Here is a 19,488-nt window from a genome sequence, read left to right as displayed (position 1 = left end):
TATAGCTGTAATTTAACCCTGAGAGGATAATTTTAGACCAATAATCCCAATCACTATCAACAGTAAACTGAGTAGCTTAAGTGATGACAACGGCTCTTTAAAATAGACAAAGCCAACAATAATCGACCCTAGCATACCAATGCCAACCCAGACGGAATAAGCAACGCTAAGCGGTAAAGTTCGTAGTGCAACACTAAGAAAGTAGAAACTTGCGGCCATCGCCACTAAAGTAATAATTGAGGGAACAGGCTTCGTAAAACCGTTGGTAAATTTCAAACCAATAGCCCAAACGACTTCCAATAAACCTGCAAAAACAAGTAGCAACCAGCTCATGACAACTCCAAAATGGGGTCGTCCCCGCCAGTAAAAGAAAGCTCTGAAGGTCGTCCACCAGAGCGAGAGAAAATTAGCACGCCGTAACAGACAACACCTTCCAACCATCTTGCTCTATCTGCTCAATCTCTTGGTTGAGTGAGTTAACGTCTGGTCGTGGCCAAAAAAAATGCTTTTTCTTATTAAATATTACAACTCTTCTCATGCACCTCTCCATGCGCAATTATCAAACTGGCTAAGTATACAGGACAACAAAAAAGGTACAAAGGTAAATAATGGCTGCGATTATATGATGATTTATTACTGTTTTAGTGTGGGTAAGACTGCTACAAGTTTTATTATTCATCATGTCCAGCTAAAAAGACGTAACACCAAAGGCTGCAAATCAAATCAATACATTACTCACATGTACCCTTTGTGGTATTACTTCACATGTTGGGGTACAAAGCTATCAAGCGCCGCAACCGACTTAATCACATAGAGTGCTTTGGTTTGCGCGCTTTGCTCTAACTGCGATAAAAATGCTTCATTCCAAAATTGCGGGCAGCGCCTTAACGTTTTAATACTGGCAATCGTCCCTTTAAACACTGAGCTACCATCTGGCCAGCCTTCAGGCTTGGTAACTATGCTTTTTAAAAGACGTTTTATCACAAACCAATAACTCACTCGATATGGTAAGTCGATGTAGACTAAGGTATCTGCTGCATCTAAGCGCTGTTTAAATGCATCTAACGGACCAAAGCCGTCAATGATCCACGCATCAGTATTCAATATGTTTTGATGTGCTTTATCAAAAGCGGCTCTGTCAACAAACTCGCCATTTGCTTGGTAAAGCATCGAGTCTAATTGATATAACGGGATGTGTATTGCCGCGGCCAGTCTTTTACTCACCGTAGACTTGCCGCTTCCCGGTTTACCAAAAACTGCTACTTTCTTCATGTAACCTCCTTGCTGTGGCCCCACAAGGCAGATACAAAAAAACCACCTTATTTTGGTGGGTTCATTAAAAAAGCACACAAAACCACCACTCCTAAGGAATGGTAATAATTCGTGTACTTGTTAGAAATAGTTTTATATTCATACCGATACTTTCACGCAATGATTAGGGCCTGTTTATCTTTCAAGTTTGTTTTTGCAGCAGTTTGATTGGTATTTATACAAGGCAGAGCCGGCGTAGCATAGTCATTCTATGTGAGTCAGGCGATAACACAGTAGAAATGCCAATCAAGCGCTGCCCTTCGGGTTCACCTGAGTGAGCTTTGTTCATTGTTGCTCAACTTTTGCCTAGATTACTAGGCGGCAAGTCGAGCGTCGCGACCAAAACACACTCAGGAGAACAAAGTCAAACAGCAAAGGTCAACAGGCCCTAATTATTGTCAAGCACGCGCAAGACCAGATGAGTGAATTGAGAAGTAGCATCACTTTGTGGGCTGGCGAGTCACTAACTTTGGCATCGCTACTGTCTACTCAACAGTAAGTTGCCGCCAGATAGCGCCAAAAATGAAGCACATGCACGATTAAAACGTTTAACCAGTTTAGGTTTACTAAACCACTGCCTTAGATACAGCCCAATAACAGCGAACATAGCGATAGCCACTATTTCCAAAACGAGAAAAGTAGCCCCCAATAGTGAAAGTTGCTCTGTCACATTTTTTGCAACATCGACAAACTGAGGGAGAAAAGCGGTAAATATCAAAATGGCTTTTGGATTACCCGCAGCAAGGGCGAACTCTTGCTTCATAAGTCCGGTAATACTCAGATTGCGGACATCATCTGAAACTGGACTAACGTCTGAGCGCCATAAATTATAAGCAATCCATAATAAATAGAGCGCGCCACAAATCTTAATGGCTAGAAACAATATTTCCGATGTATACAGCACAACAGCAAGGCCTGAAGCGGCAAGCGCTATCATCACACAAAATGCGGCGAGCCTTCCAAACCCTGCAAGTAGAGCTATACGAAAACCATAACGACGAGCGTTATTTAGCGCTAAAAGATTATTTGGCCCTGGTGCCATATTCAAGGCAAAGCACGCTGGGATAAATAAAAGTAGTGTCCAGATGTCCATAGTCTTTCCTTTTAAAAAATATTGGCTCAGCGATTAAATTCTGACTTTAATAACCCAAAGCACGTTAGGTCGTGAAATTGTTCTTTCCAATATCCACTTTGTCGTCTAACCCCCTCAGCTTTAAAACCTAACTTTTCTAGCACAGCCTCTGATGCATGATTCCCCGGCACCGTATCTCCTTGAATTCGATTCAGTGCGCCACATGCTAGTAAACCACCAAACGCGGCGGAGATAATTTGGTGTAATGCTTCAGTGGTATAACCCTTTCCCCAAAATTTCGGCATCAAATCATAACCGATAACTGCATTTTTCATCGCTGAGTTCCATGAGTTAAAACCACACGTACCTATAAGCTGCTCAGTGTCTTTTAATCGGATAGCCCAACGGATCCCAACACCGCTATCAAATCGAGAATGAAAGAAATCTATGAGTTTTTCAGCTTGTAATCGCTCACTAAACGCCTCTAAATCGTAGTATTTCACTACCTCTGGGTTTGAAAATAGTTCAAAAATAGCATTACTGTCGCATTCGGATAGCGCCGTCAACTTCAAGCGTGGTGTTTCAAATTCTGGAAATTGCATATTGATCTCCTTAACATTCAAAGCGCAACACTGAGATAACTTCAAACTGCGATAAATAGCACGGTGAAAGTTATTTATACTGCGCGAAATAGCACTTTGACTGCATCTAAAAAATGGCCGGATTGCGGTTGTTTAGTCTAGGTTTTTAGTGGTGGTATAACCAAGAATAATTGAGCACTAGCGTGTTGGTCTCAGCGTTTCAATCACCTTCGCATCCATCCAATATGGATTACCTTCCCAGTAACTCGTGCCATCTTTTTTGACTTTTTTGTCACCTCGCCAAAAAAATAAATACTTTCCGTCTGGTGATACTTTTGGTCGTTGCTCGTACGCAGCCGTATTAATCGAATCTCCCATATTTATTGCGTTCGTCCACGTGCCATCTTGGTTACGAAAACTAATGTAGATATCAGGCGTGTTTTCACCTTCCTTTTCAGCATCCCACATAATATAAGACTCATCTGGCGCGATGTAGGGGTGAGCAATGTACTTTCCTTGATTAATTGCTTTACTCATTTTGTGCGGTGTTTCATATTTGCCATCAACAAGCCGTGAATAACTCAAATGCCCACTGCCGTCTTTCAAATCTAAGACATAAAAGTAGTGTGTCCCTTTTGCTGAGGTAGTATAACCTCTGATTGGAATATCTTTAAAAGGCTCGATGTTTTGTATGTGTGAAACCGGTGGGCTAAATTGCTCCTGATATGCTTTTTTACCTGCTTCAGGTATTGATTTTTCAATCCATTGATTGTTTTTATATTGCATCACAATCCATGTTGGTTTTTGATATTCTCCACCAGAGCGAGTAAAAGAAAGCTCTGACATATCAGGCAAAAACAACACTTCAGTCTCACGGTGCTCATCCGTAGAAACGACACCTGGAGCAAATAATTCGGGTGTTAATCCCGGTGGCTTTTGTCCTAAACCGTAATTGTTTTGGGCATAACTTTTATCGCAAATTATTAAGCCGCAAAATAAAACAATTGGAATGCTCATCTGCTTCATAAACTGTCCTTTTATTTATTAGAGCCGGTGTAGTTTTCAATTAAATATAATTGCACTAAGTAACAGCATAATCCAAGCACCTTTACAAAGCCTGACAATGACACCAGTTTGTCTTAATACTTGCTCAATTTGAAGGAGTAAATCTGACGCTAACTGCGTTAAAGGTTTCTTATTTAGAATAACTAAATAGCAAAATCTTTGTCTTGTTATCGACAAGATTTTCTCGCCTCAAAGTAGAGCACTTAATTAAGCAAATTGATGTTACACTGCAAAGCCGCGCCATTGTGGTATCAAAAGGCCTGCAATAAACCAAGGAACTTGTAGTACGAGAATACACAGTGCATACAAACGCAATTGCTCAGCAGTCCATAGCGCAGCAAACCACCCTATGATAAAGAACGACTTCCATCCCTCTATTTTTTCAGCTCCACCAAAATTTAAAATCCAAAGCCAAAATGCCGCCAGCGTGACATGAGAGAGTATCCATGCAAATAAACTCATATCTTATCCAACTACTAACCCTGAGCCCAAAATCAGTAACTTAGCGCACAACCCACTGCGAAAGCTACCAATAGTAATTTTGGTTATTTGTTTTCTTTCTCACTCGGGATGAAAAACTCAACTTTACCACAAGCTTTACAGGCAAACATATCAAGTGCTTGTCTACTAACAAGTAACTCACCCAAATTACCTAAAGCCCCCCATCGTGATCCTTCATGGAACTCTTTGGAGCCCAATTTCACCATAGAGGAGTCACAACGAAGGCATTGTAATGACGGACTTTTTAATTCTGGTAAGCTCTCTTTTCCTTTCTCACAACCACAGTTCCAACAAACTTCAAAACTTGTTTCTTCAATCTCAGTACTACAATTTTTGCATTTCCAACTCATGATACCTCCTAGTATATGCTTAAGTCTGCAAAGGCGACGCTCAACATATTCAATATGGTCTGCCATACTTTGAAACTATTCGCTTGTTATTTCGACTGTCCAACTTGCTCATACTTTTCAACAATCGCATTGGCAATATCATTTAATTTCCCTTGCGTGTTGTTCGCTGAAACATTTGTGGCAATAAATATTCCTAACTTCTGCTTTGGATAAAGCGCAAGCCAAGTGGAAGTACCTATAGAGCCTCCACTGTGATAGAACATAGGATTAGCTGAGTGATACTCGTATGTATTCCAAAAAAATGCATGGCCATGTTCACTGCTGGTTTCTGTTAATAAGGTGCGCGACAACAGCACTTCTTCTGCTTGGGTGCTGAGTAAATACTGCATATAATCGGCAATCGAAGCTGCAGTGGATGTTAGTCCGCCTTCAGCGAACGAGTGTGGACTGAGTAACGGTGCAATTTTGCCGTTTCTATCTACCCCTCTCGTTATTTTACTTATCTCACTGGGCTCTAAACGAAACCTTGTGTGTTCTTCACCCGATTGTTCCGTGATCAATTGCGCAACAAGTGTAGATAATGGTTGGTTATACACGTTTTCCAAAATATACCCGGTCAGGTTTGCGCCAACATTGGAGTATTGAAATGTCTCACCAGGCATTGAGGTAAGTTGGTACTGAGCTAAATCTTCAAAAAACTTCGCTTTTGAATAGTTAGAGAACAGCTCAAAAGCCTTGCCAGACTTTATATCTGCGCTTGTATATGCAAAATCTTGCGGTAACCCACTTCTGTGAGTCGCGAGGTGACGCAAAGTGATAGGTTTGCCTAGATGCTGCAGGTTTTGATAATCACTATCCTGCAAGTACACCCTAATATCTTCATCTAGTTGTACTTTTTTATCTACTACCGCCTTGGCAAGCAACAACCCGGTATAAGTTTTAGTGATGGATGCAATTTCATACACGGTGTCATGGTGTGGCTTTGTACCATCAGGAAACTCGCCAAACTGTTTTTGATAGTTAAGCTTGTCATTCACAATGGCGATGGAGGCAACTTGTGCATTTTCCTCAATCAGAAAATCTGTTAGTTTTTTCTCAACAAATGCGTCAAAGTCTAGTTTGCTATCGTTGTTGCAGGCGGTTAAAACCATCAAAAAGAGCATCAAACAAAGTAGGGTTAATGATTTCACTGAACGTAGCAGCATATTTACTCTGTCGCCTCGGTTAATTGATTAATGTATGCCAAAAGAAGGTTTTTATTTACTTCATTATCAGCCAGTCGCACGGCTATTTTGGCGTTTTGCAGCGCTTGCAAGTTTTCCTCATTCGCCTCAAATGCCTTTGCTTATGACTCATAAGCTTGCCAAGACTTAGGTTGATATTCGGTGTAATGTTCTGCGACTTCTATCGCTTCTATGACTCGGCCTTGTCTAATCAAATACGTACTAATGAAGCCGAGCCTATTAACACTATTCCAACGCGTTGATCTTGGCAATATAGTAAAATTATAACGCTCACTTAATTCGTCGTAGTAGTTATCAATATTTTGTAGAGCATTACCAGGTTTAGTCACAATATCGCGATGCTTCTTTTCCTTTTTTAGGTCGTCTCCAACAACAGCAAAATAAATAACCTAAGCTGCGGTCAGCGCACAGACCTACTGGCGCTCACTTTTTTTCTTTAACTTTTGTAGCATCTCTTGGTCAAGACCCAACACAACAGTCGCTTGCGAGCTGTTTTGAAGTATTTTTTTGATAGATGTGCCATCCACATTTACAGAAAAGACATCATAAAAGCCATATACATTCTCTGAAGCGAAATACACCTTTGTGCCGTCTGGAGACCAAGATGGATCCCACTCTTGAATGTTATTACGAGTCAATCGCTTGTTATTGGTTCCATCAATACCCATAACATATACTTCCTGATTCCCATCTCTATTAGATAGATAGGCTATTTTTGTGCCATCTGGGGAAATTTGAGGAGACATGTTATCAGTGTCGTCTTGAGTGAGTTGAATAACCTCGCTGCCATCCAAATTGGCAATGCTAATTTGGCTTGGGCTCGCTTTAGATTGGTATAGTAATCGACCATCTGGCATAAATTCTGGAGCACGACCGTCGAGATTTTTAATTTGGCGCTGTTCGCTACCATCAGCATTCATTAACCAAATTTCTTCCTGCCAAACACCTTCCTTATTTTCATATTCTCTAGCAAACGCTATCGTCATTCCATCCAAAGACCAAGCAGGTGCACTATCCCAAACGTATTTTTTACTTGTTAATCTTTTCAGATTGCGGCCAGTAATATCAACGGTATGAATTGACCATGTTTTAAAGTTATCGTATTTGCCGTAAAAGGTTACTTTGTCTCCTGATGGTGAGACAGCTGGATAGCCATCACTTGATGTGGCTTTCACGATTTTTACTGGCGATTTACCATCTTGGTCACTTAAGTAAATCGCTTTGCTATTACCGTCTTTAAAGCCATATATAATACCATATGACTCTGTTGATGGTTCGCTATATGATTGAACTTCATGAATAAAAAACAACATAATGGTGGAAAAACAAGCCAGTTTTGAGATACCAATTTTTTTAACAAGCATTACTCAATCTCCCTTTTGTAGTTGTGTATCTAATTGGAAGACTACAGAAGTCTATCTACCAAAAACATGATGTTTTATTGATTTTTCGCTGAATTACACTTTTTCGTGCTATTTAGCTGTCACAAAACGCAGATATTGCTATAAACCCTTACATTTATTGCGTAAAATAAATCAATAACCTTAGAACGCATACTCCCCTAACTCATTGATATTTAGACTCAATGAACAGAAAATGAATAAATTTACCAAAAACCACGTTATTTTCTTGATATTTTTTCACTTTTGCCTGTATTTTAGCTTTGATAATCTCCATTTTTTAGCTAATTTAACCCTATTTAGCAACAACATTGAAACAAGGTAATTCATGAAAAGAACACTTGCTGCCACTCTTATCGCTAGCGTGACTACTATTCCATCAGTAAACGCTATCGAGATATTCAAAGATGAAAAGAATAGTGTCACGATTGGCGGCTTTATCGATGCTCGAGTTATTAACACTCAAGGCGAGACTGAGTTGGTAAACGGCGCATCGCGTATTAACTTTGACTTTAAACGCCAATTGAAAAACAACTGGCAGGCTTTCGCACTACTTGAATGGGGTGTCAACCCTGTTGGTAGTAGTGATATTGTTTACAGCAACCGCTTCGAATCAATACAAGATGAGTTTTTATATAACCGATTAGGTTATGTTGGGATTAAGCACGATGAATACGGCCAAGTTACCCTAGGAAAACAATGGGGCGCTTGGTACGACGTGGTATACAGCACCAACTACAGCCTAGTTTGGGATGGTAATGCCGCAGGTGTTTATACCTATAACAAAGATGATGGTGCGATTAATGGCACCGGTCGTGGTGATAAAGTACTGCAATACCGTAATCAATTTGGCAAATTGAGCTTTGCTGTACAAGCTCAGCTAAAATCTGATGATTTTTATACTTGTGATGTCGTTGATATTTCCAGCAGCTCATGTGAAACCCTATTTAATCAAGGGGATAGCGCAGCACAAATGGTAGAGTTTAATTCAACCTACGGCGCGTCACTTACCTATGCAGCAACAGAAAACTTAACCCTCACAGCCGGTGTTAACCGCGGCGAGTTTGATATTGTGTATGCTGCTGGTCGAAATCAATCGGTTAAAGATTTAATTTATGGTGTCGGCATTACCTATGGCGATTTCTATAAACCAGGTTGGTATGCAGCTGCAAACATCAATAAAAACGAAAACCACGATACAGATAACTTAGGGCGCTTAATCAAGGATGCCGTTGGATTAGAGTCGCTTGTTAGCTACCGTTTTGATAATGACGTGCGTACATTTATCGCTTACAACGTATTTGATGCGGGCGATGACTATGTGATCCAACCAAACTTTAATGCTGATCCTAATGATGTTTTTAAGCGTCAGTTTGCCGTGATAGGCGCACACTACTTTATGTCTGAAGACACAATTTTGTACATTGAAGCGCGTAAGGACTTTAGTGACTTCTCAAGCGCCGATGCCGCGCAAGAAGCACAAATGTCACAAACCGAAGACGACGGTATCGCCATCGGTTTCCATTACACGCTGTAAGACTAAGCACTGTAATAACAACTTCAAGTGCATCAAAGCTCATAACTTTCGTGATCTTTGATGCACAAACTTACAATGAGTTTAAAAATGCCAACACGGCTGATTTATCATTTGCTGACAAACTTTCGTAAGCCACCCTCGCTGCTTGCGCTTCACCATCATGCCATAAAATAGCTTCTTCAATCGTTCGCGCACGACCATCGTGCAGATAGCTTGGCTCAGCGGTACAAAACTCATTGCCTTGCCCACCTAACACATTATCAACACCACCTGTCACACAAGCAGACAATCCAATCCCCCATAATGGCGCTGTTCGCCACTCAGCACCGCTCGCGATGCCTTCACCTAAGTTATCCGCAAGGCCTGGGCCCATATCATGTAGTAATAAATCGGTATACGGATGGATCGTTTGCGCACGTAACTCCACAAATGGATGATACTCACTGGTTTCAAATGTTGCTGTATGGCAACCTTCACAGCCAATTGAAGTAAAGCGTGCCTTTCCTAATTGTACCTCAGGGTCGTCAAGCCCACGCTGCGCTCTCACACCCAATAAAGCGATATATTTGCTTAACTCAGTAAGATGTTGATCAGACACTTCTACACCGCCAGCTCCGCAGCTTGATTGTGATGTCCCACAGTCAGGATTTGGAAATACCGAGTTGGTTACTCCCATATCCGTATTAAATGCACTAGCGACTTGGTGTTTAATTGATGCCGCCGCAGCTTTGTAGCCAAAGCGTCCTAACCGTATTTGACCAGTAATAGGGTCGTTCACGCGCTGCGCTTTGCCCGAGATGCCGTCGCCGTTACTGTCGTTTTCATCCGCCAAGGCTAACACCGCACTCTCTGGTATCGCTTCAAGTAAGCCCAAGCCCACCAGCTGAGGCGCGATACGCGCTGAATAACGTGCTGGAGTGGTTTTACTAAATTGGTAATTGGGCGAACGCAAACCATTATTTTCAGTCCACGAGGCAATCGTTACATCTCCCTCGCCTTGCGTCTCAGTATCTATGCCTGTGTTTTTAGGCTGTAACACATTCCCCAATAAGGGATGGGTGTTGCCATTAATATCGGCCACTTTAAACACCCATTTTGCCAATGAGCCGCCAATAGCTGGTGGAGCCGCACGACCATTGCGAACATGGCAAGCTGCGCAACTGTCGTTGATATAGTGTGGGCCTGACTTTCCAACCACCGCACTAAACACGCCATTTTCTCCGTTGCGTTCATCGTGCTCACCATTAACAAAACTACTGTGGTGAACACGTCGCCCCTGAACAAATGCTTGTCCATTTTGGCTCGATAAATTGGTCGCCATTTGCATAAAGTGATTATCAGGCTCATTAGTGTAATTGTATGGCAATGTGGTTTTGCCTCCTAACCACCCTGCTTCTGCAATCGGGTAAGAATCTTCGCGTTGTGATGATGGATCAGCAAAGTCGCCAACGGTTTTCCATGGGACAAGCCCTTCACCTACCATGTATAAATACGTTGTACCATAATAATTTTCTCGTCCTTCTGGTGGCGCATCAAGAAATTGGCTAACTTCAAACTCCATGCGCTGACCAACTTCAAGAGGCAAAAAGCCTGCCGCAGGGTCCCAATTTAGCGGTCTGTAGTCATCAATGATCACTCTGTAACGATATTGATCACCTGAATCACTTATCTTATTAAAGTTCGTATCATAACTGCCATTATCAAGCTCAACGACCGCACCGCCACCAAAGTAATTACCGTGGTACTCAGCAACTGTGCCTAATCCACGATACCAAGCACGAAATTCGCGCGCACCGAGTTTCCATTCTGTAATAAAGGTCACTTCAATACGTGAGCCGCCTTTTGCAACAAAATCAGCGATTTCAAATTGCGCGGTACGATGCGTCCAGTAATGCGATAAATAATGGTCATAGATTTGAAACTGGTCTTCTTTTGCATGGCGGTCTCGACCGCGATCAGCAAAACGCGTAATTAGCGCATCTCCACGGTCATAACTCACTGCTTGCTCTAAAGGTGTTGTTGAATCATAAAGTGGCACAATAGTGCCAAAGCTGATCTCACAACCTTGGCTATCGACTTGGCGCCCCGTTGGTGTATTGGGACATTGGTCTAGATTATCTGGCACACCATCGTTATCGCTATCATTATTAGATGAACCAGCGATATTGAACTCAAGCCAGTTTAGATTTAACTCGCCACCCGCCATTTCAACACGAACGGTATGTACGCCCTCATTTAACGTAATCGACGCAATATTTTGACTAATAAAGGTTTGCCAGCCACCCGTAGCAGGCACAACGGTACTGGCAACTAGATTACCATTCACAAGAACGTTATACGCTCCGTTACCAACTTGGGAGGCAACGCGCGCGGTCAAGTTATAGCTTCCCGCGCCTAAATTAGCCTGATATTCAAGCCACTCTCCCGCCGACGTCCAACCCACGTTGTAACCACCGCCGTTGTCGCTGGTCAGCTCAATATCAACATCATCATTGCGATATTCGCCACCTGTATTTCCTGCATCGTTATCAAAATAGTTGCTGTAGTCTTCCGCTTCGATACGAAGTTGTTCAGTGATTAAAATGCTACATCCATCGGTGTTTACCACATCCCCCACAGGCGTATCTGGACACTGATCGATACCATCATTCACGCCATCACCATCGCTATCATTACCAGCTGAGGATTCTGAAAGTATATAGGCCTGCTCTGCGGTATCTACGACAGTTCCGTCCTCCTGTAGGTAAGTGAACCAAAAACTAACCACATCCCCCACTTCTAGCCCAGATATTGTGAGCTCATTGCGACCATTAATCACTTGCATGCGGACATTTTGCTGCACACCGCCGTTGACTCGATAATGAACATCCGCCCAGCCGGTAGTGTTAACATAGAAAGTTAAGGTATCCAGAGAGACCTGCTCCAATCCATCGGGTAAATTACTCAGTGGGCAGCCATTCGCATCAACTTCTTCATTTGGCTGAGTATTTGGACACTGGTCGACGCTATCCTCAACACCATCTTGATCGCTATCAACAGGCGCGCTACCGCCCCCTGTCCAGGTAATATCGTCAATTGCCATTTGAAAAGAATAGTTAGGTTCTTGCCCAGCGACAGAGACAATATTGAAGTGATTTTTGATTGATTGTAATGCCACTAAGCTACCCGCTAACTCAGTGATTGGAATACGGACTTCACCCCATTGACCATCACGAACAAGGCCATACTGATTGGTGTTCGCGGGGAATGTGATCCAATTCTCATTAGTATAAGTGTCAGCGATGCCAATTCTGAAACTCACATCCGCAGGAATTTTAATCTTAAAATTTAAATAACCATCCCTAAAGTTGCTCATGTCTCGCGCTTGACGGCTTTGAATACCGGCTCCAAACCACTGCGCTGGCGAATACTGCCATGCAATCACCTCGTTGCCTTCATAGGCAGGGGTATTACCCTGAGTGAGTGAGTTTTGGTTCCACACATAAATATCCGCGTTGCTTCCCGGCACTAACTGATTATCGCTTGGCCCCTCACTAAAAACACCAAAGGTGCCAACTTCGGGCGCAATGACATTGCCGCTGAACACTTCACCTTGACCATCTAGCTCATAAATACGCACATAATCCACCACCATTTTCCCAGGAAGTGGCGCGCTCACCTGTTCATTGCTAAGCGCGCCCGTAAATAACCCGCCGACAGCCAAATTCATCAATAGATAAAATGGCGCGTTGAATTCATTTGACTCTTCACTGATGGCAAACGGGCTATCGAACATATCATATTCGACCCCATTATCCTCAACTGTGAAACGGATCGTTTCTTCGGTCCAATAAGTACGATAGATAACAAAGCGATTGGTTAAGGGGGTTGAGGACAAATGTGCATTATCGGTTTTGTATGCCACACTTGCTGCACAGGTTGGATTACCTTCATTACAGGCGGCATCTGCATAAAAAATTAAGTTTGAGCCTGTATAGTTATTGCTTGGCGCACCGGGAAAGCCTGCATCATTGCGAGCGGCTTGAGATTGGCCCATCTCCATGATGTCGATTTCGCCTTTTGCCGGCCAGCTAGCTGTACTCGTCCCTAGCATCCAAAGTGCAGGCCAAAGCCCCGTGTCGACATCAGATACCTTCATTCTGATCTCTATCATGCCATATTGCACTGCAAGCTTATTCTTACTCTGGATCTTACCTGAGGTAAATGCCTTGCCCCCTATCGCCTGATTTTTTGCTTCAAGAACAAGGCCTTTGTTTCCCGCCTCGCCTACAATGTCGCTAATATAGACATTATTTTCACTGTACCATTGTAATTCTTGATTACCCCAACCACATATTCCTTGGTCACAACCATCCCCGACATCTATGTTCCATGTGTTGGTATCTAAATTATTAAAATTATCTTCCCAAAGTAAATTCCCCACAGCCGCGTTACTTTGCGAAGACGCACAAACAATCAGACTGATAACGCTAATGTTTGCGAGTTTAGCGATTAACTTGCTACTCGTTTTCACTTTATGTCTCCAAATGTAATGTATAAAACTGCTTTAGCGATCAACCACTAAAACACGGATCCTTTTAATCACTTCATAAACCGCAGAAATGAAAGCGCTTACATTTCAATCCATAACAACCCCGAACAATTGAAAAATATAGCGCTTTTCAAACACACGAGCTTTACTACACACCTTTCAGCGCGGTGTAATCGTATGTTGAATGTTAAACCTAACATGTAAGCGCTTACATTAACAAGAAAATAACAACAATTGTTATATTTTTTACTTTTATCAATTGATGGACTAACGACAAATCGAGCGTTGTGACCAAAGCACATTCAGGGAAATAAAAGTCAAACCGCTGAGGTCAACAGACGCGATGGATCTCATATTCAAAGAAAAGTGGACTGTTTTCATCATGCGCTTGCTGTGAAAACCCCAGCTTTTTGAGCAACCGAATGGAAGCATGGTTGGATTGCTCCACTCCCGCAATTAGGGTACTCCAACACTCTATACTGGTAACTGCATGGATAAACCCTTGCAGCAATTCACTGGCGTAACCTTTACCCCAGTGTTTTTCAGCCAATAAGTAACCGATATGCGCATCACTTTCGTTGTCAACGTAAACAAACAAAAAGCCAATTGTCTCATGCTGCCCAAGCTTAACTTGCAGTAAGCGGCTCTCTGAACACATACGCTGAAACCAGTTTTCGGCCTGTTTTGTTGAATCAATACCATGAAAATAAGGGGGAAGGTTTTCAACCACATTAGAACTCAGGATATGGGGAATTTGCTCTATTAGCCGTTCACGCTCGAGTGCCGGAAGATCGTCGTTAACCTCTATAACATGCAACCTTAAGGTCTGAAATGATAATGCCATTAGCTCCCCTACTTTTTATCAACTCGATTGTTATCCTAACAAGGATACTATAATTGCTTCTTTTAATGTGTAAGGCGCACGCAGCTATTTGCTGCAACAATTGGTTGGATATAGGTTGTACAATCAACAAGATTGACATGCACAAAAGTCCAACGCTGTCATTTTTATTTACTTGATAAAAATTCAATATAATAAACAACTTAAAAGACAAACAACTAAAAGATCTACTGAAGTTATTTGCCATCCCTGCTTGAAATATGTTGAAAAATTAAACACATTATTTAACAGATAAGTACTTAGAAATAGGTATTTATCTACATTACCGAATAATCAAAGATAACAAAATAACTGGATACAACATGAAACTGAAAAAAGTAAAATTAAAAAACCTTAACGCAAACAAAGCGCTAGATGCTAAACAAACGAAAGAAATAGCAGGCGGAACCGGCGCTTACAGTAAAGACTACGGCGCATGCTATACCGCTCCTGAATTTTGCCCAACAGTTTACATCTGCTAAGTAACCTGAGCTGCGGATAATTAATGCCTTTCTAGCAGCCAGTTTTAGCGCTAACTGCGTTGAATTCACTTCCAATAGCCAGCTATTGGTGCGTAAATTCGCCTTGTTTTCCCTAAAACTCTCTGGCTAGAAAAGGAAAAAACTAAGCTGTTCTTTAGAAACAATGAGTTGGAACATTCCTTATCCAAACCTCAGGTTAAGTATGTCAAGCCCAGCAACTAGCAGGGCTTAGTTTTAAGTAAAAAGTAATTGAGAAATATAGCGATAATAAAACACTCGTCGTGTTAGCCACTCATCTGAGCAAACGAGCTAGTAACGTAACAACATTAAGATGTAACTCTTAAGATACTTGCAGTTTCACCATGGCGTGCTGGCAAAATAGTGAGACAAATAGTCTATCAATGCCCTCACGGTTGGAGACATATACTTTCTCGAAGAATAGAGCACGTATATATTCATATCGTTTGGCTTCCAATCAGGTAGTACCTGCTTAAGCTCACCAGATTTGATGTAGCGGTTAACCAAATAAGTGGGTTGAATTGCCAGACCGGCGCCATTTAATGCTGCGTGCAATAAGGCGGTCGCTTCGTTCGCAGTTAAACGGCAGTTTACCGCTACTGACTGTTGTGAGTTACCTTTGCGCAAATGCCAAATATGTTGCTGAAAATTCTTATACCCAAGGCACAAGTGCTCAGCTAGGTCATCAGGTTTTGTGATTTCATTTGTACTCGTAAGGTACTGCGGCGACGCCACGATAACTGAGTCACATACTGCAATTGATTTCGCAATCAAAGATGGATCCGGTGCTGAGGCAATACGAATAGCAAGATCTATCTGACTTTCAGTGAGATCGGCCACAGAATCTTGCAAATCAATGTCAATATTCACATCAGGCTGTGCTGACATAAACTGTTGAATAGCGGGCACAAGTTGAGAGAAGCCAAAAGACATACTGGTTGCTAGTCGAACCGAACCAGACAGTTTGCCGCTGGTATTCGCCAAGCCAGTTATGGTGTCGGCTTGCCTCAGCCACTGTCTCACTTCTTCCAAGCAGGACTCCCCTGCTGTCGTTAAGGACACTCTTCTCGTGGTGCGATGTAATAAACGAATGTTTAGCCAGCTTTCCATCGCTTCAATGTACCGAGTTACCATAGGGCGAGACATATCTAGCCTGTCAGCCGTCGCGGTAAAGCTACCCGTGATTGCAACGTCGGCAAAGACCTTAGCAGCGATGAGTCTATCCATTTATTTGTTCGATTTATGAAACAATGATGTTTAGTTTGGCATGTTTTTCTGAGCCTATCAATTTCATATCATCTGCTCCGTACTAAACCTATTGAGGCAAAAGATATGAAACACCTAACGTTGATAGCAGCATCGACTTTATTAGCAAGCAATGCGATGGCAGCAAACACCGCCCCACTTACACTGGATGTTTATAACGCTGACAAAAACAGCTTCCACGTTAACTCAACACTGGTGATTGGTGAGAGTGAAGTGATGGTCGTAGATACGGGTTTTACCAAAGCGGATGCACTACGCATAGCTGCCAAAGTGCTCGACAGCGGCAAAACCCTAAAAACGATTTTTATCAGCCAAGCCGATCCGGACTATTATTTTGGCGTGGAAGTGCTACACGCTTTGTTTCCAGAAGCTAAGATCCTAACCACAGCTGCCGTAAAAGCAGTGATTGAAGAAAAGCTCGCGGGTAAACTAGCATTTTGGACACCAAAAATGGGGGAAAATGCACCTGTTAAGCCATACATCCCAACAGTTGTAGAGGGAAATACACTCTTTGTAGATGGGCACAAAATAGAGATCCACGGCACGCAATTTGAGCTAGCGCACCGTCCCTACTTATGGATCCCGTCAAGTAAAGCGGTTCTGGGCAATGTTGCAGTCTACGGTAATGTGCACTTATGGATGGCCGATGCACAATCCCAACACAGTCAACAAGCGTGGAGCCGCCAATTAAAAGAGTTAAAAGCACTGAAACCAGAGATTGTAATACCTGGCCACATGAAAGCAGGCACCAAACTTGATGCAAGTACCATAAGCTACTCGCAGCAGTATTTAAGCGACTTTAGTCAGGCAAAAAGCAGCAGCAAAAATAGCGCTGAACTGATTGATAGCATGTCTGCACGCTACCCTGATGCAGGATTACCGATGGCGTTGGGTATTGGTGCTAAGGTACATATGGGAGAGATGAAATGGTAAAAGTGCACTACTTCTTCGACCCCATGTGTGGCTGGTGTTACGGTGCGACTTCACTGTTGGATGCGATTGCAGCCAACAGTGACCTCAAGCTTGAACTGCATCCTGGAGGTATGATTGCCAACCAATCTATAGAGAAAGCGTTCCGCAACCACATTCTCACAAGCGATGCGCGTATAGCCAGCATAACAGGCGCGCAGTTTGGCAAAGGTTACATCCAAAGGGTGAAGAGTAACGATCCGATGATACTTGACTCATACATCACCGCTCGTGCCATCATAACCGCTGAGCAATTGGGCATAGCGCCACTTAACATGCTTAAAACTATTCAGCACGCACACTATGTAGAGGGCAAACAGGTTAACCGAGCTGAGGCTATAGAGGAGCTAGCCGTTGAGCTTGGGCTAGATAAAAACCACTGGCAACGAGCTATGCTGGCAAATCAAGGTGCTGAGCAAACAAAAATCGCGCAAAGCCGCCAATTAATGCAAAAGCTTCAAGTTACTGGCTACCCAACCCTTATCCTTGAAAAGCATGAGACGTTCGTAAAGCTTCCGCATACTGCCTATTACGGTAAGCCCGATGCTTGGCGCAAGCTAATTGATGACTATATACACTAGTTCTATACAAGCTTTGGGGTTGGAATTGGAGCTGCTGTTACGCTAATGTGAGCTCCAAAAGGGGCTGTCGGCATATCCGCTACACAACTTTGACGTTGTCACACTAGTTTGCATCGAGATTGCCACTAACCTTGCCTCTGAATTACCTAACTTTTTGGAATTGCCAATCCTTTAATTCGATAACGGACATGCTTTTATCAGCGGTTAGTTCGTAGAACTTACCCGGTCTAAGTTCTACTATAAATTCATTATCTGCTTGTCCACTGTAAATCTTGCTCTGTAAATCCCCCCAAGCAAGATGTAAATCGCTGTCTCTCTGTTTAATAGTCAACCGTCCAACATCCGTGTTTTCGTATACACCTTCAAGTAATGACTTAAGCGAAGGTGATATGCTCCGGCGTTTTGACAAGTCTTCTCTTTTAGCGGCAATTGCTGCCTTTGCTTTCTCGACATAAACAGCAAGATCAGTCATCTCCTCTTGATGGAATTCAATAAGCTTACTCACATCTTGATTAGTTAACATTTTATAAGCGATTTCAGTTATTCTGCCATTTAACTCATTTGCAATGAGTCCACTTTCGTTATGAACAACAACGACACCAAGGTTTTTTTCGGGAGCGTAAGATACTTGAACAGAAGCGCCATCAAATCCCCCTGTGTGCATTAACACACTTTCACCAGCGACTTTTGAGTGCATCCACCCCCATCCATAGCCGGAAAAATAGCTATCGATATCACTGACTAGTAGTTGTTGAGACGCTCTTACAACCGACTTGGGAAACGCTGAGCGCTCTGCATTTATTGGTAACAAGTGGGTTATCAGCTTACCCCAATCATTTGGTCTGGCAAAAATACCCACTGAATACAAAGTCGCATTGTTTTTATTCATATAAATCTCAGATTGACCACTTCGGAATTTATATGAATATGGGCTTGGAATAGGCCAATTTTGCAATCTTGCTTGGTCAACATCTGCTGTTGAATTTTTCATTCCTGCTGGTGAAAGCACTAGCTCTTTAATCGCGTTGGGCCATCCTCCTTCATAGTTCTTATCAAACCATATTGCTAAAAGATTGTATCCAAGGTTTGTGTAACCAAACTCACCTTTTTTAATTTTCGGGTGCTGTTTTAGCGAGGAAACAAAATGAAGCCGTTGCTTTTTGTCATGGTTTCCGGTGTAAGAAAAAGTCCATGTCATCGCGTCATTTGTTAACCCAGAGCGATGAGACAATAAATCTCTGACTGAGTAGTTGTCAGGATTGATAAAAGAAAACTTAACGTTTGGAAATAACTGCCTCAAAGTAGAGTCCTTAGAAAGCAAACCTTCTTTTTCAGCCTGTAATGTCGCCAGCCCCATTATCGCTTTAGTTGTCGAGGCGAAATAGTAAACCGAATTTGTATCGACAGGGATCTGCTTTTCAACATTCGCCATACCAACGTGAACTTCGTGAGTAATTTGACCATCTTTAATCAATACAACGGATGTGCCTGAAGCCGACTTAGTCAAGGATTTAGCTTTAACGATAAAGTTGTCTAAAGGCGTATATTCTGACGCTACACTGACAGAGCTGATGAAACAAAGTAAATAAACGAAGCAAACAAAAGTTTTACTAGGCATGTAATTTCCCTTCCGAATAGATAAGTGCCGCATAGTACTCTGTAGTACACAATATCACTGAGCCATATAAGGCACAACATAA

At 42.4% G+C, this 19,488-nt stretch carries 19 protein-coding genes and 1 pseudogene; 5 read left to right on the top strand and 15 right to left on the bottom strand.

Translation table 11 applies throughout. The features are described 5' to 3' along the window. Nucleotides 1-12: 12 nt before the first annotated feature. The 3 genes from NO992_RS13535 to NO992_RS13525 all read right to left on the bottom strand — a co-directional run bounded on the left by NO992_RS13535 (nucleotide 13) and on the right by NO992_RS13525 (nucleotide 1,272). Nucleotides 13-333 carry a multidrug efflux SMR transporter gene (locus tag NO992_RS13535; protein WP_017216036.1) on the bottom strand — a complete coding sequence of 107 codons (321 nt, stop codon included), beginning with the start codon at nucleotides 331-333 and terminating at the stop codon, nucleotides 13-15. Between the two features lie 73 nt (nucleotides 334-406). Next, complete coding sequence (locus tag NO992_RS13530) at nucleotides 407-538, bottom strand: hypothetical protein (RefSeq protein WP_371377943.1); 132 nt, start codon at nucleotides 536-538, stop codon at nucleotides 407-409. A 218-nt stretch (nucleotides 539-756) separates the two neighbouring features. Then, entirely contained in the window at nucleotides 757-1,272 is a 516-nt protein-coding gene (locus tag NO992_RS13525) for an adenylate kinase (protein ID WP_371377940.1), read from the bottom strand. Nucleotides 1,273-1,592: 320 nt separating this feature from the next. Here NO992_RS13525 and NO992_RS13520 point away from each other — a divergent pair. Continuing rightward, nucleotides 1,593-1,810 (top strand): annotated as a pseudogene (locus NO992_RS13520) (hypothetical protein). Here NO992_RS13520 and NO992_RS13515 read toward each other — a convergent pair. The 8 genes from NO992_RS13515 to NO992_RS13480 form a co-directional block, all read right to left on the bottom strand. Continuing rightward, complete coding sequence (locus NO992_RS13515; protein ID WP_371377937.1) at nucleotides 1,790-2,404, bottom strand: LysE family translocator; 615 nt, start codon at nucleotides 2,402-2,404, stop codon at nucleotides 1,790-1,792. The pseudogene NO992_RS13520 and the gene NO992_RS13515 overlap by 21 nt on opposite strands. A gap of 26 nt (nucleotides 2,405-2,430) precedes the next feature. Continuing rightward, a complete protein-coding gene (locus tag NO992_RS13510; protein WP_069018646.1) occupies nucleotides 2,431-2,985 on the bottom strand; it encodes a GNAT family N-acetyltransferase in 555 nt (184 codons plus the stop codon). A gap of 177 nt (nucleotides 2,986-3,162) precedes the next feature. Then, on the bottom strand, nucleotides 3,163-3,990 hold the full coding sequence (locus NO992_RS13505) for a hypothetical protein (RefSeq protein ID WP_371377933.1): 828 nt from the start codon (nucleotides 3,988-3,990) through the stop codon (nucleotides 3,163-3,165). Nucleotides 3,991-4,251: 261 nt separating this feature from the next. Further along, nucleotides 4,252-4,491, bottom strand: a complete 240-nt coding sequence (locus NO992_RS13500; protein WP_017216044.1) for a hypothetical protein — start codon at nucleotides 4,489-4,491, stop codon at nucleotides 4,252-4,254. Nucleotides 4,492-4,574: 83 nt separating this feature from the next. Then, nucleotides 4,575-4,880 carry a hypothetical protein gene (locus tag NO992_RS13495; protein WP_253103167.1) on the bottom strand — a complete coding sequence of 102 codons (306 nt, stop codon included), beginning with the start codon at nucleotides 4,878-4,880 and terminating at the stop codon, nucleotides 4,575-4,577. A gap of 86 nt (nucleotides 4,881-4,966) precedes the next feature. After that, nucleotides 4,967-6,085 (bottom strand): serine hydrolase domain-containing protein, encoded by a 1,119-nt coding sequence (locus tag NO992_RS13490; RefSeq protein ID WP_371377930.1) that lies wholly within the window; start codon nucleotides 6,083-6,085, stop codon nucleotides 4,967-4,969. A gap of 140 nt (nucleotides 6,086-6,225) precedes the next feature. Beyond that, nucleotides 6,226-6,453 (bottom strand): hypothetical protein, encoded by a 228-nt coding sequence (locus NO992_RS13485; RefSeq protein ID WP_371377927.1) that lies wholly within the window; start codon nucleotides 6,451-6,453, stop codon nucleotides 6,226-6,228. 84 nt (nucleotides 6,454-6,537) lie between these two features. Continuing rightward, nucleotides 6,538-7,488: a DUF5050 domain-containing protein gene (locus NO992_RS13480; RefSeq protein ID WP_010377457.1), complete on the bottom strand. Its 951-nt coding sequence runs from the start codon at nucleotides 7,486-7,488 to the stop codon at nucleotides 6,538-6,540. Between the two features lie 364 nt (nucleotides 7,489-7,852). Here NO992_RS13480 and NO992_RS13475 point away from each other — a divergent pair, with 364 nt between their 5' ends. Further along, on the top strand, nucleotides 7,853-9,061 hold the full coding sequence (locus NO992_RS13475; RefSeq protein WP_253103173.1) for a porin: 1,209 nt from the start codon (nucleotides 7,853-7,855) through the stop codon (nucleotides 9,059-9,061). Between the two features lie 70 nt (nucleotides 9,062-9,131). Here the strand turns inward: NO992_RS13475 and NO992_RS13470 are convergent, their stop codons facing one another. Together NO992_RS13470 and NO992_RS13465 are read right to left on the bottom strand one after the other, a co-directional pair. Then, nucleotides 9,132-13,574 (bottom strand): di-heme oxidoredictase family protein, encoded by a 4,443-nt coding sequence (locus NO992_RS13470; RefSeq protein WP_371377922.1) that lies wholly within the window; start codon nucleotides 13,572-13,574, stop codon nucleotides 9,132-9,134. A gap of 349 nt (nucleotides 13,575-13,923) precedes the next feature. Then, nucleotides 13,924-14,436: a GNAT family N-acetyltransferase gene (locus NO992_RS13465; RefSeq protein WP_371377919.1), complete on the bottom strand. Its 513-nt coding sequence runs from the start codon at nucleotides 14,434-14,436 to the stop codon at nucleotides 13,924-13,926. A 359-nt stretch (nucleotides 14,437-14,795) separates the two neighbouring features. Here NO992_RS13465 and NO992_RS13460 point away from each other — a divergent pair, with 359 nt between their 5' ends. Then, on the top strand, nucleotides 14,796-14,954 hold the full coding sequence (locus NO992_RS13460) for a hypothetical protein (RefSeq protein WP_157782784.1): 159 nt from the start codon (nucleotides 14,796-14,798) through the stop codon (nucleotides 14,952-14,954). 357 nt (nucleotides 14,955-15,311) lie between these two features. Here NO992_RS13460 and NO992_RS13455 read toward each other — a convergent pair whose 3' ends face one another. After that, nucleotides 15,312-16,199, bottom strand: coding sequence for a LysR family transcriptional regulator (locus NO992_RS13455; protein ID WP_371377915.1), 888 nt, complete (start codon nucleotides 16,197-16,199; stop codon nucleotides 15,312-15,314). Nucleotides 16,200-16,304: 105 nt separating this feature from the next. Between NO992_RS13455 and NO992_RS13450 the strand changes: the two genes are divergently transcribed. After that, nucleotides 16,305-17,171 carry an MBL fold metallo-hydrolase gene (locus NO992_RS13450; RefSeq protein ID WP_371377911.1) on the top strand — a complete coding sequence of 289 codons (867 nt, stop codon included), beginning with the start codon at nucleotides 16,305-16,307 and terminating at the stop codon, nucleotides 17,169-17,171. Continuing rightward, nucleotides 17,165-17,788: a DsbA family protein gene (locus NO992_RS13445; protein WP_371377908.1), complete on the top strand. Its 624-nt coding sequence runs from the start codon at nucleotides 17,165-17,167 to the stop codon at nucleotides 17,786-17,788. The genes NO992_RS13450 and NO992_RS13445 overlap by 7 nt, the downstream gene beginning before the upstream one ends. Nucleotides 17,789-17,930: 142 nt before the next feature. On the opposite strand, the gene NO992_RS13440 is transcribed toward NO992_RS13445, so the two are convergent. Continuing rightward, nucleotides 17,931-19,406 (bottom strand): serine hydrolase domain-containing protein, encoded by a 1,476-nt coding sequence (locus NO992_RS13440; RefSeq protein ID WP_371377905.1) that lies wholly within the window; start codon nucleotides 19,404-19,406, stop codon nucleotides 17,931-17,933. Nucleotides 19,407-19,488: the final 82 nt, after the last annotated feature.

This window comes from Pseudoalteromonas sp. DY56-GL79 (genome assembly GCF_041414765.1).
Taxonomy (GTDB): Bacteria; Pseudomonadota; Gammaproteobacteria; order Enterobacterales; family Alteromonadaceae; genus Pseudoalteromonas; species Pseudoalteromonas piscicida.
This window is presented reverse-complemented; position numbering and strand designations above follow the sequence as displayed.

Coding starts and splice junctions, on each gene's coding strand:
- NO992_RS13455 (WP_371377915.1), bottom strand. CDS start 16,199: ATGGATAGACTCATCGCTGCTAAGGTCTTTGCCGACGTTGCAATCACG.
- NO992_RS13505 (WP_371377933.1), bottom strand. CDS start 3,990: ATGAAGCAGATGAGCATTCCAATTGTTTTATTTTGCGGCTTAATAATT.
- NO992_RS13535 (WP_017216036.1), bottom strand. CDS start 333: ATGAGCTGGTTGCTACTTGTTTTTGCAGGTTTATTGGAAGTCGTTTGG.
- NO992_RS13440 (WP_371377905.1), bottom strand. CDS start 19,406: ATGCCTAGTAAAACTTTTGTTTGCTTCGTTTATTTACTTTGTTTCATC.
- NO992_RS13525 (WP_371377940.1), bottom strand. CDS start 1,272: ATGAAGAAAGTAGCAGTTTTTGGTAAACCGGGAAGCGGCAAGTCTACG.
- NO992_RS13500 (WP_017216044.1), bottom strand. CDS start 4,491: ATGAGTTTATTTGCATGGATACTCTCTCATGTCACGCTGGCGGCATTT.
- NO992_RS13480 (WP_010377457.1), bottom strand. CDS start 7,488: ATGCTTGTTAAAAAAATTGGTATCTCAAAACTGGCTTGTTTTTCCACC.
- NO992_RS13530 (WP_371377943.1), bottom strand. CDS start 538: ATGAGAAGAGTTGTAATATTTAATAAGAAAAAGCATTTTTTTTGGCCA.
- NO992_RS13490 (WP_371377930.1), bottom strand. CDS start 6,085: ATGCTGCTACGTTCAGTGAAATCATTAACCCTACTTTGTTTGATGCTC.
- NO992_RS13445 (WP_371377908.1), top strand. CDS start 17,165: ATGGTAAAAGTGCACTACTTCTTCGACCCCATGTGTGGCTGGTGTTAC.
- NO992_RS13515 (WP_371377937.1), bottom strand. CDS start 2,404: ATGGACATCTGGACACTACTTTTATTTATCCCAGCGTGCTTTGCCTTG.
- NO992_RS13465 (WP_371377919.1), bottom strand. CDS start 14,436: ATGGCATTATCATTTCAGACCTTAAGGTTGCATGTTATAGAGGTTAAC.
- NO992_RS13460 (WP_157782784.1), top strand. CDS start 14,796: ATGAAACTGAAAAAAGTAAAATTAAAAAACCTTAACGCAAACAAAGCG.
- NO992_RS13475 (WP_253103173.1), top strand. CDS start 7,853: ATGAAAAGAACACTTGCTGCCACTCTTATCGCTAGCGTGACTACTATT.
- NO992_RS13495 (WP_253103167.1), bottom strand. CDS start 4,880: ATGAGTTGGAAATGCAAAAATTGTAGTACTGAGATTGAAGAAACAAGT.
- NO992_RS13450 (WP_371377911.1), top strand. CDS start 16,305: ATGAAACACCTAACGTTGATAGCAGCATCGACTTTATTAGCAAGCAAT.
- NO992_RS13510 (WP_069018646.1), bottom strand. CDS start 2,985: ATGCAATTTCCAGAATTTGAAACACCACGCTTGAAGTTGACGGCGCTA.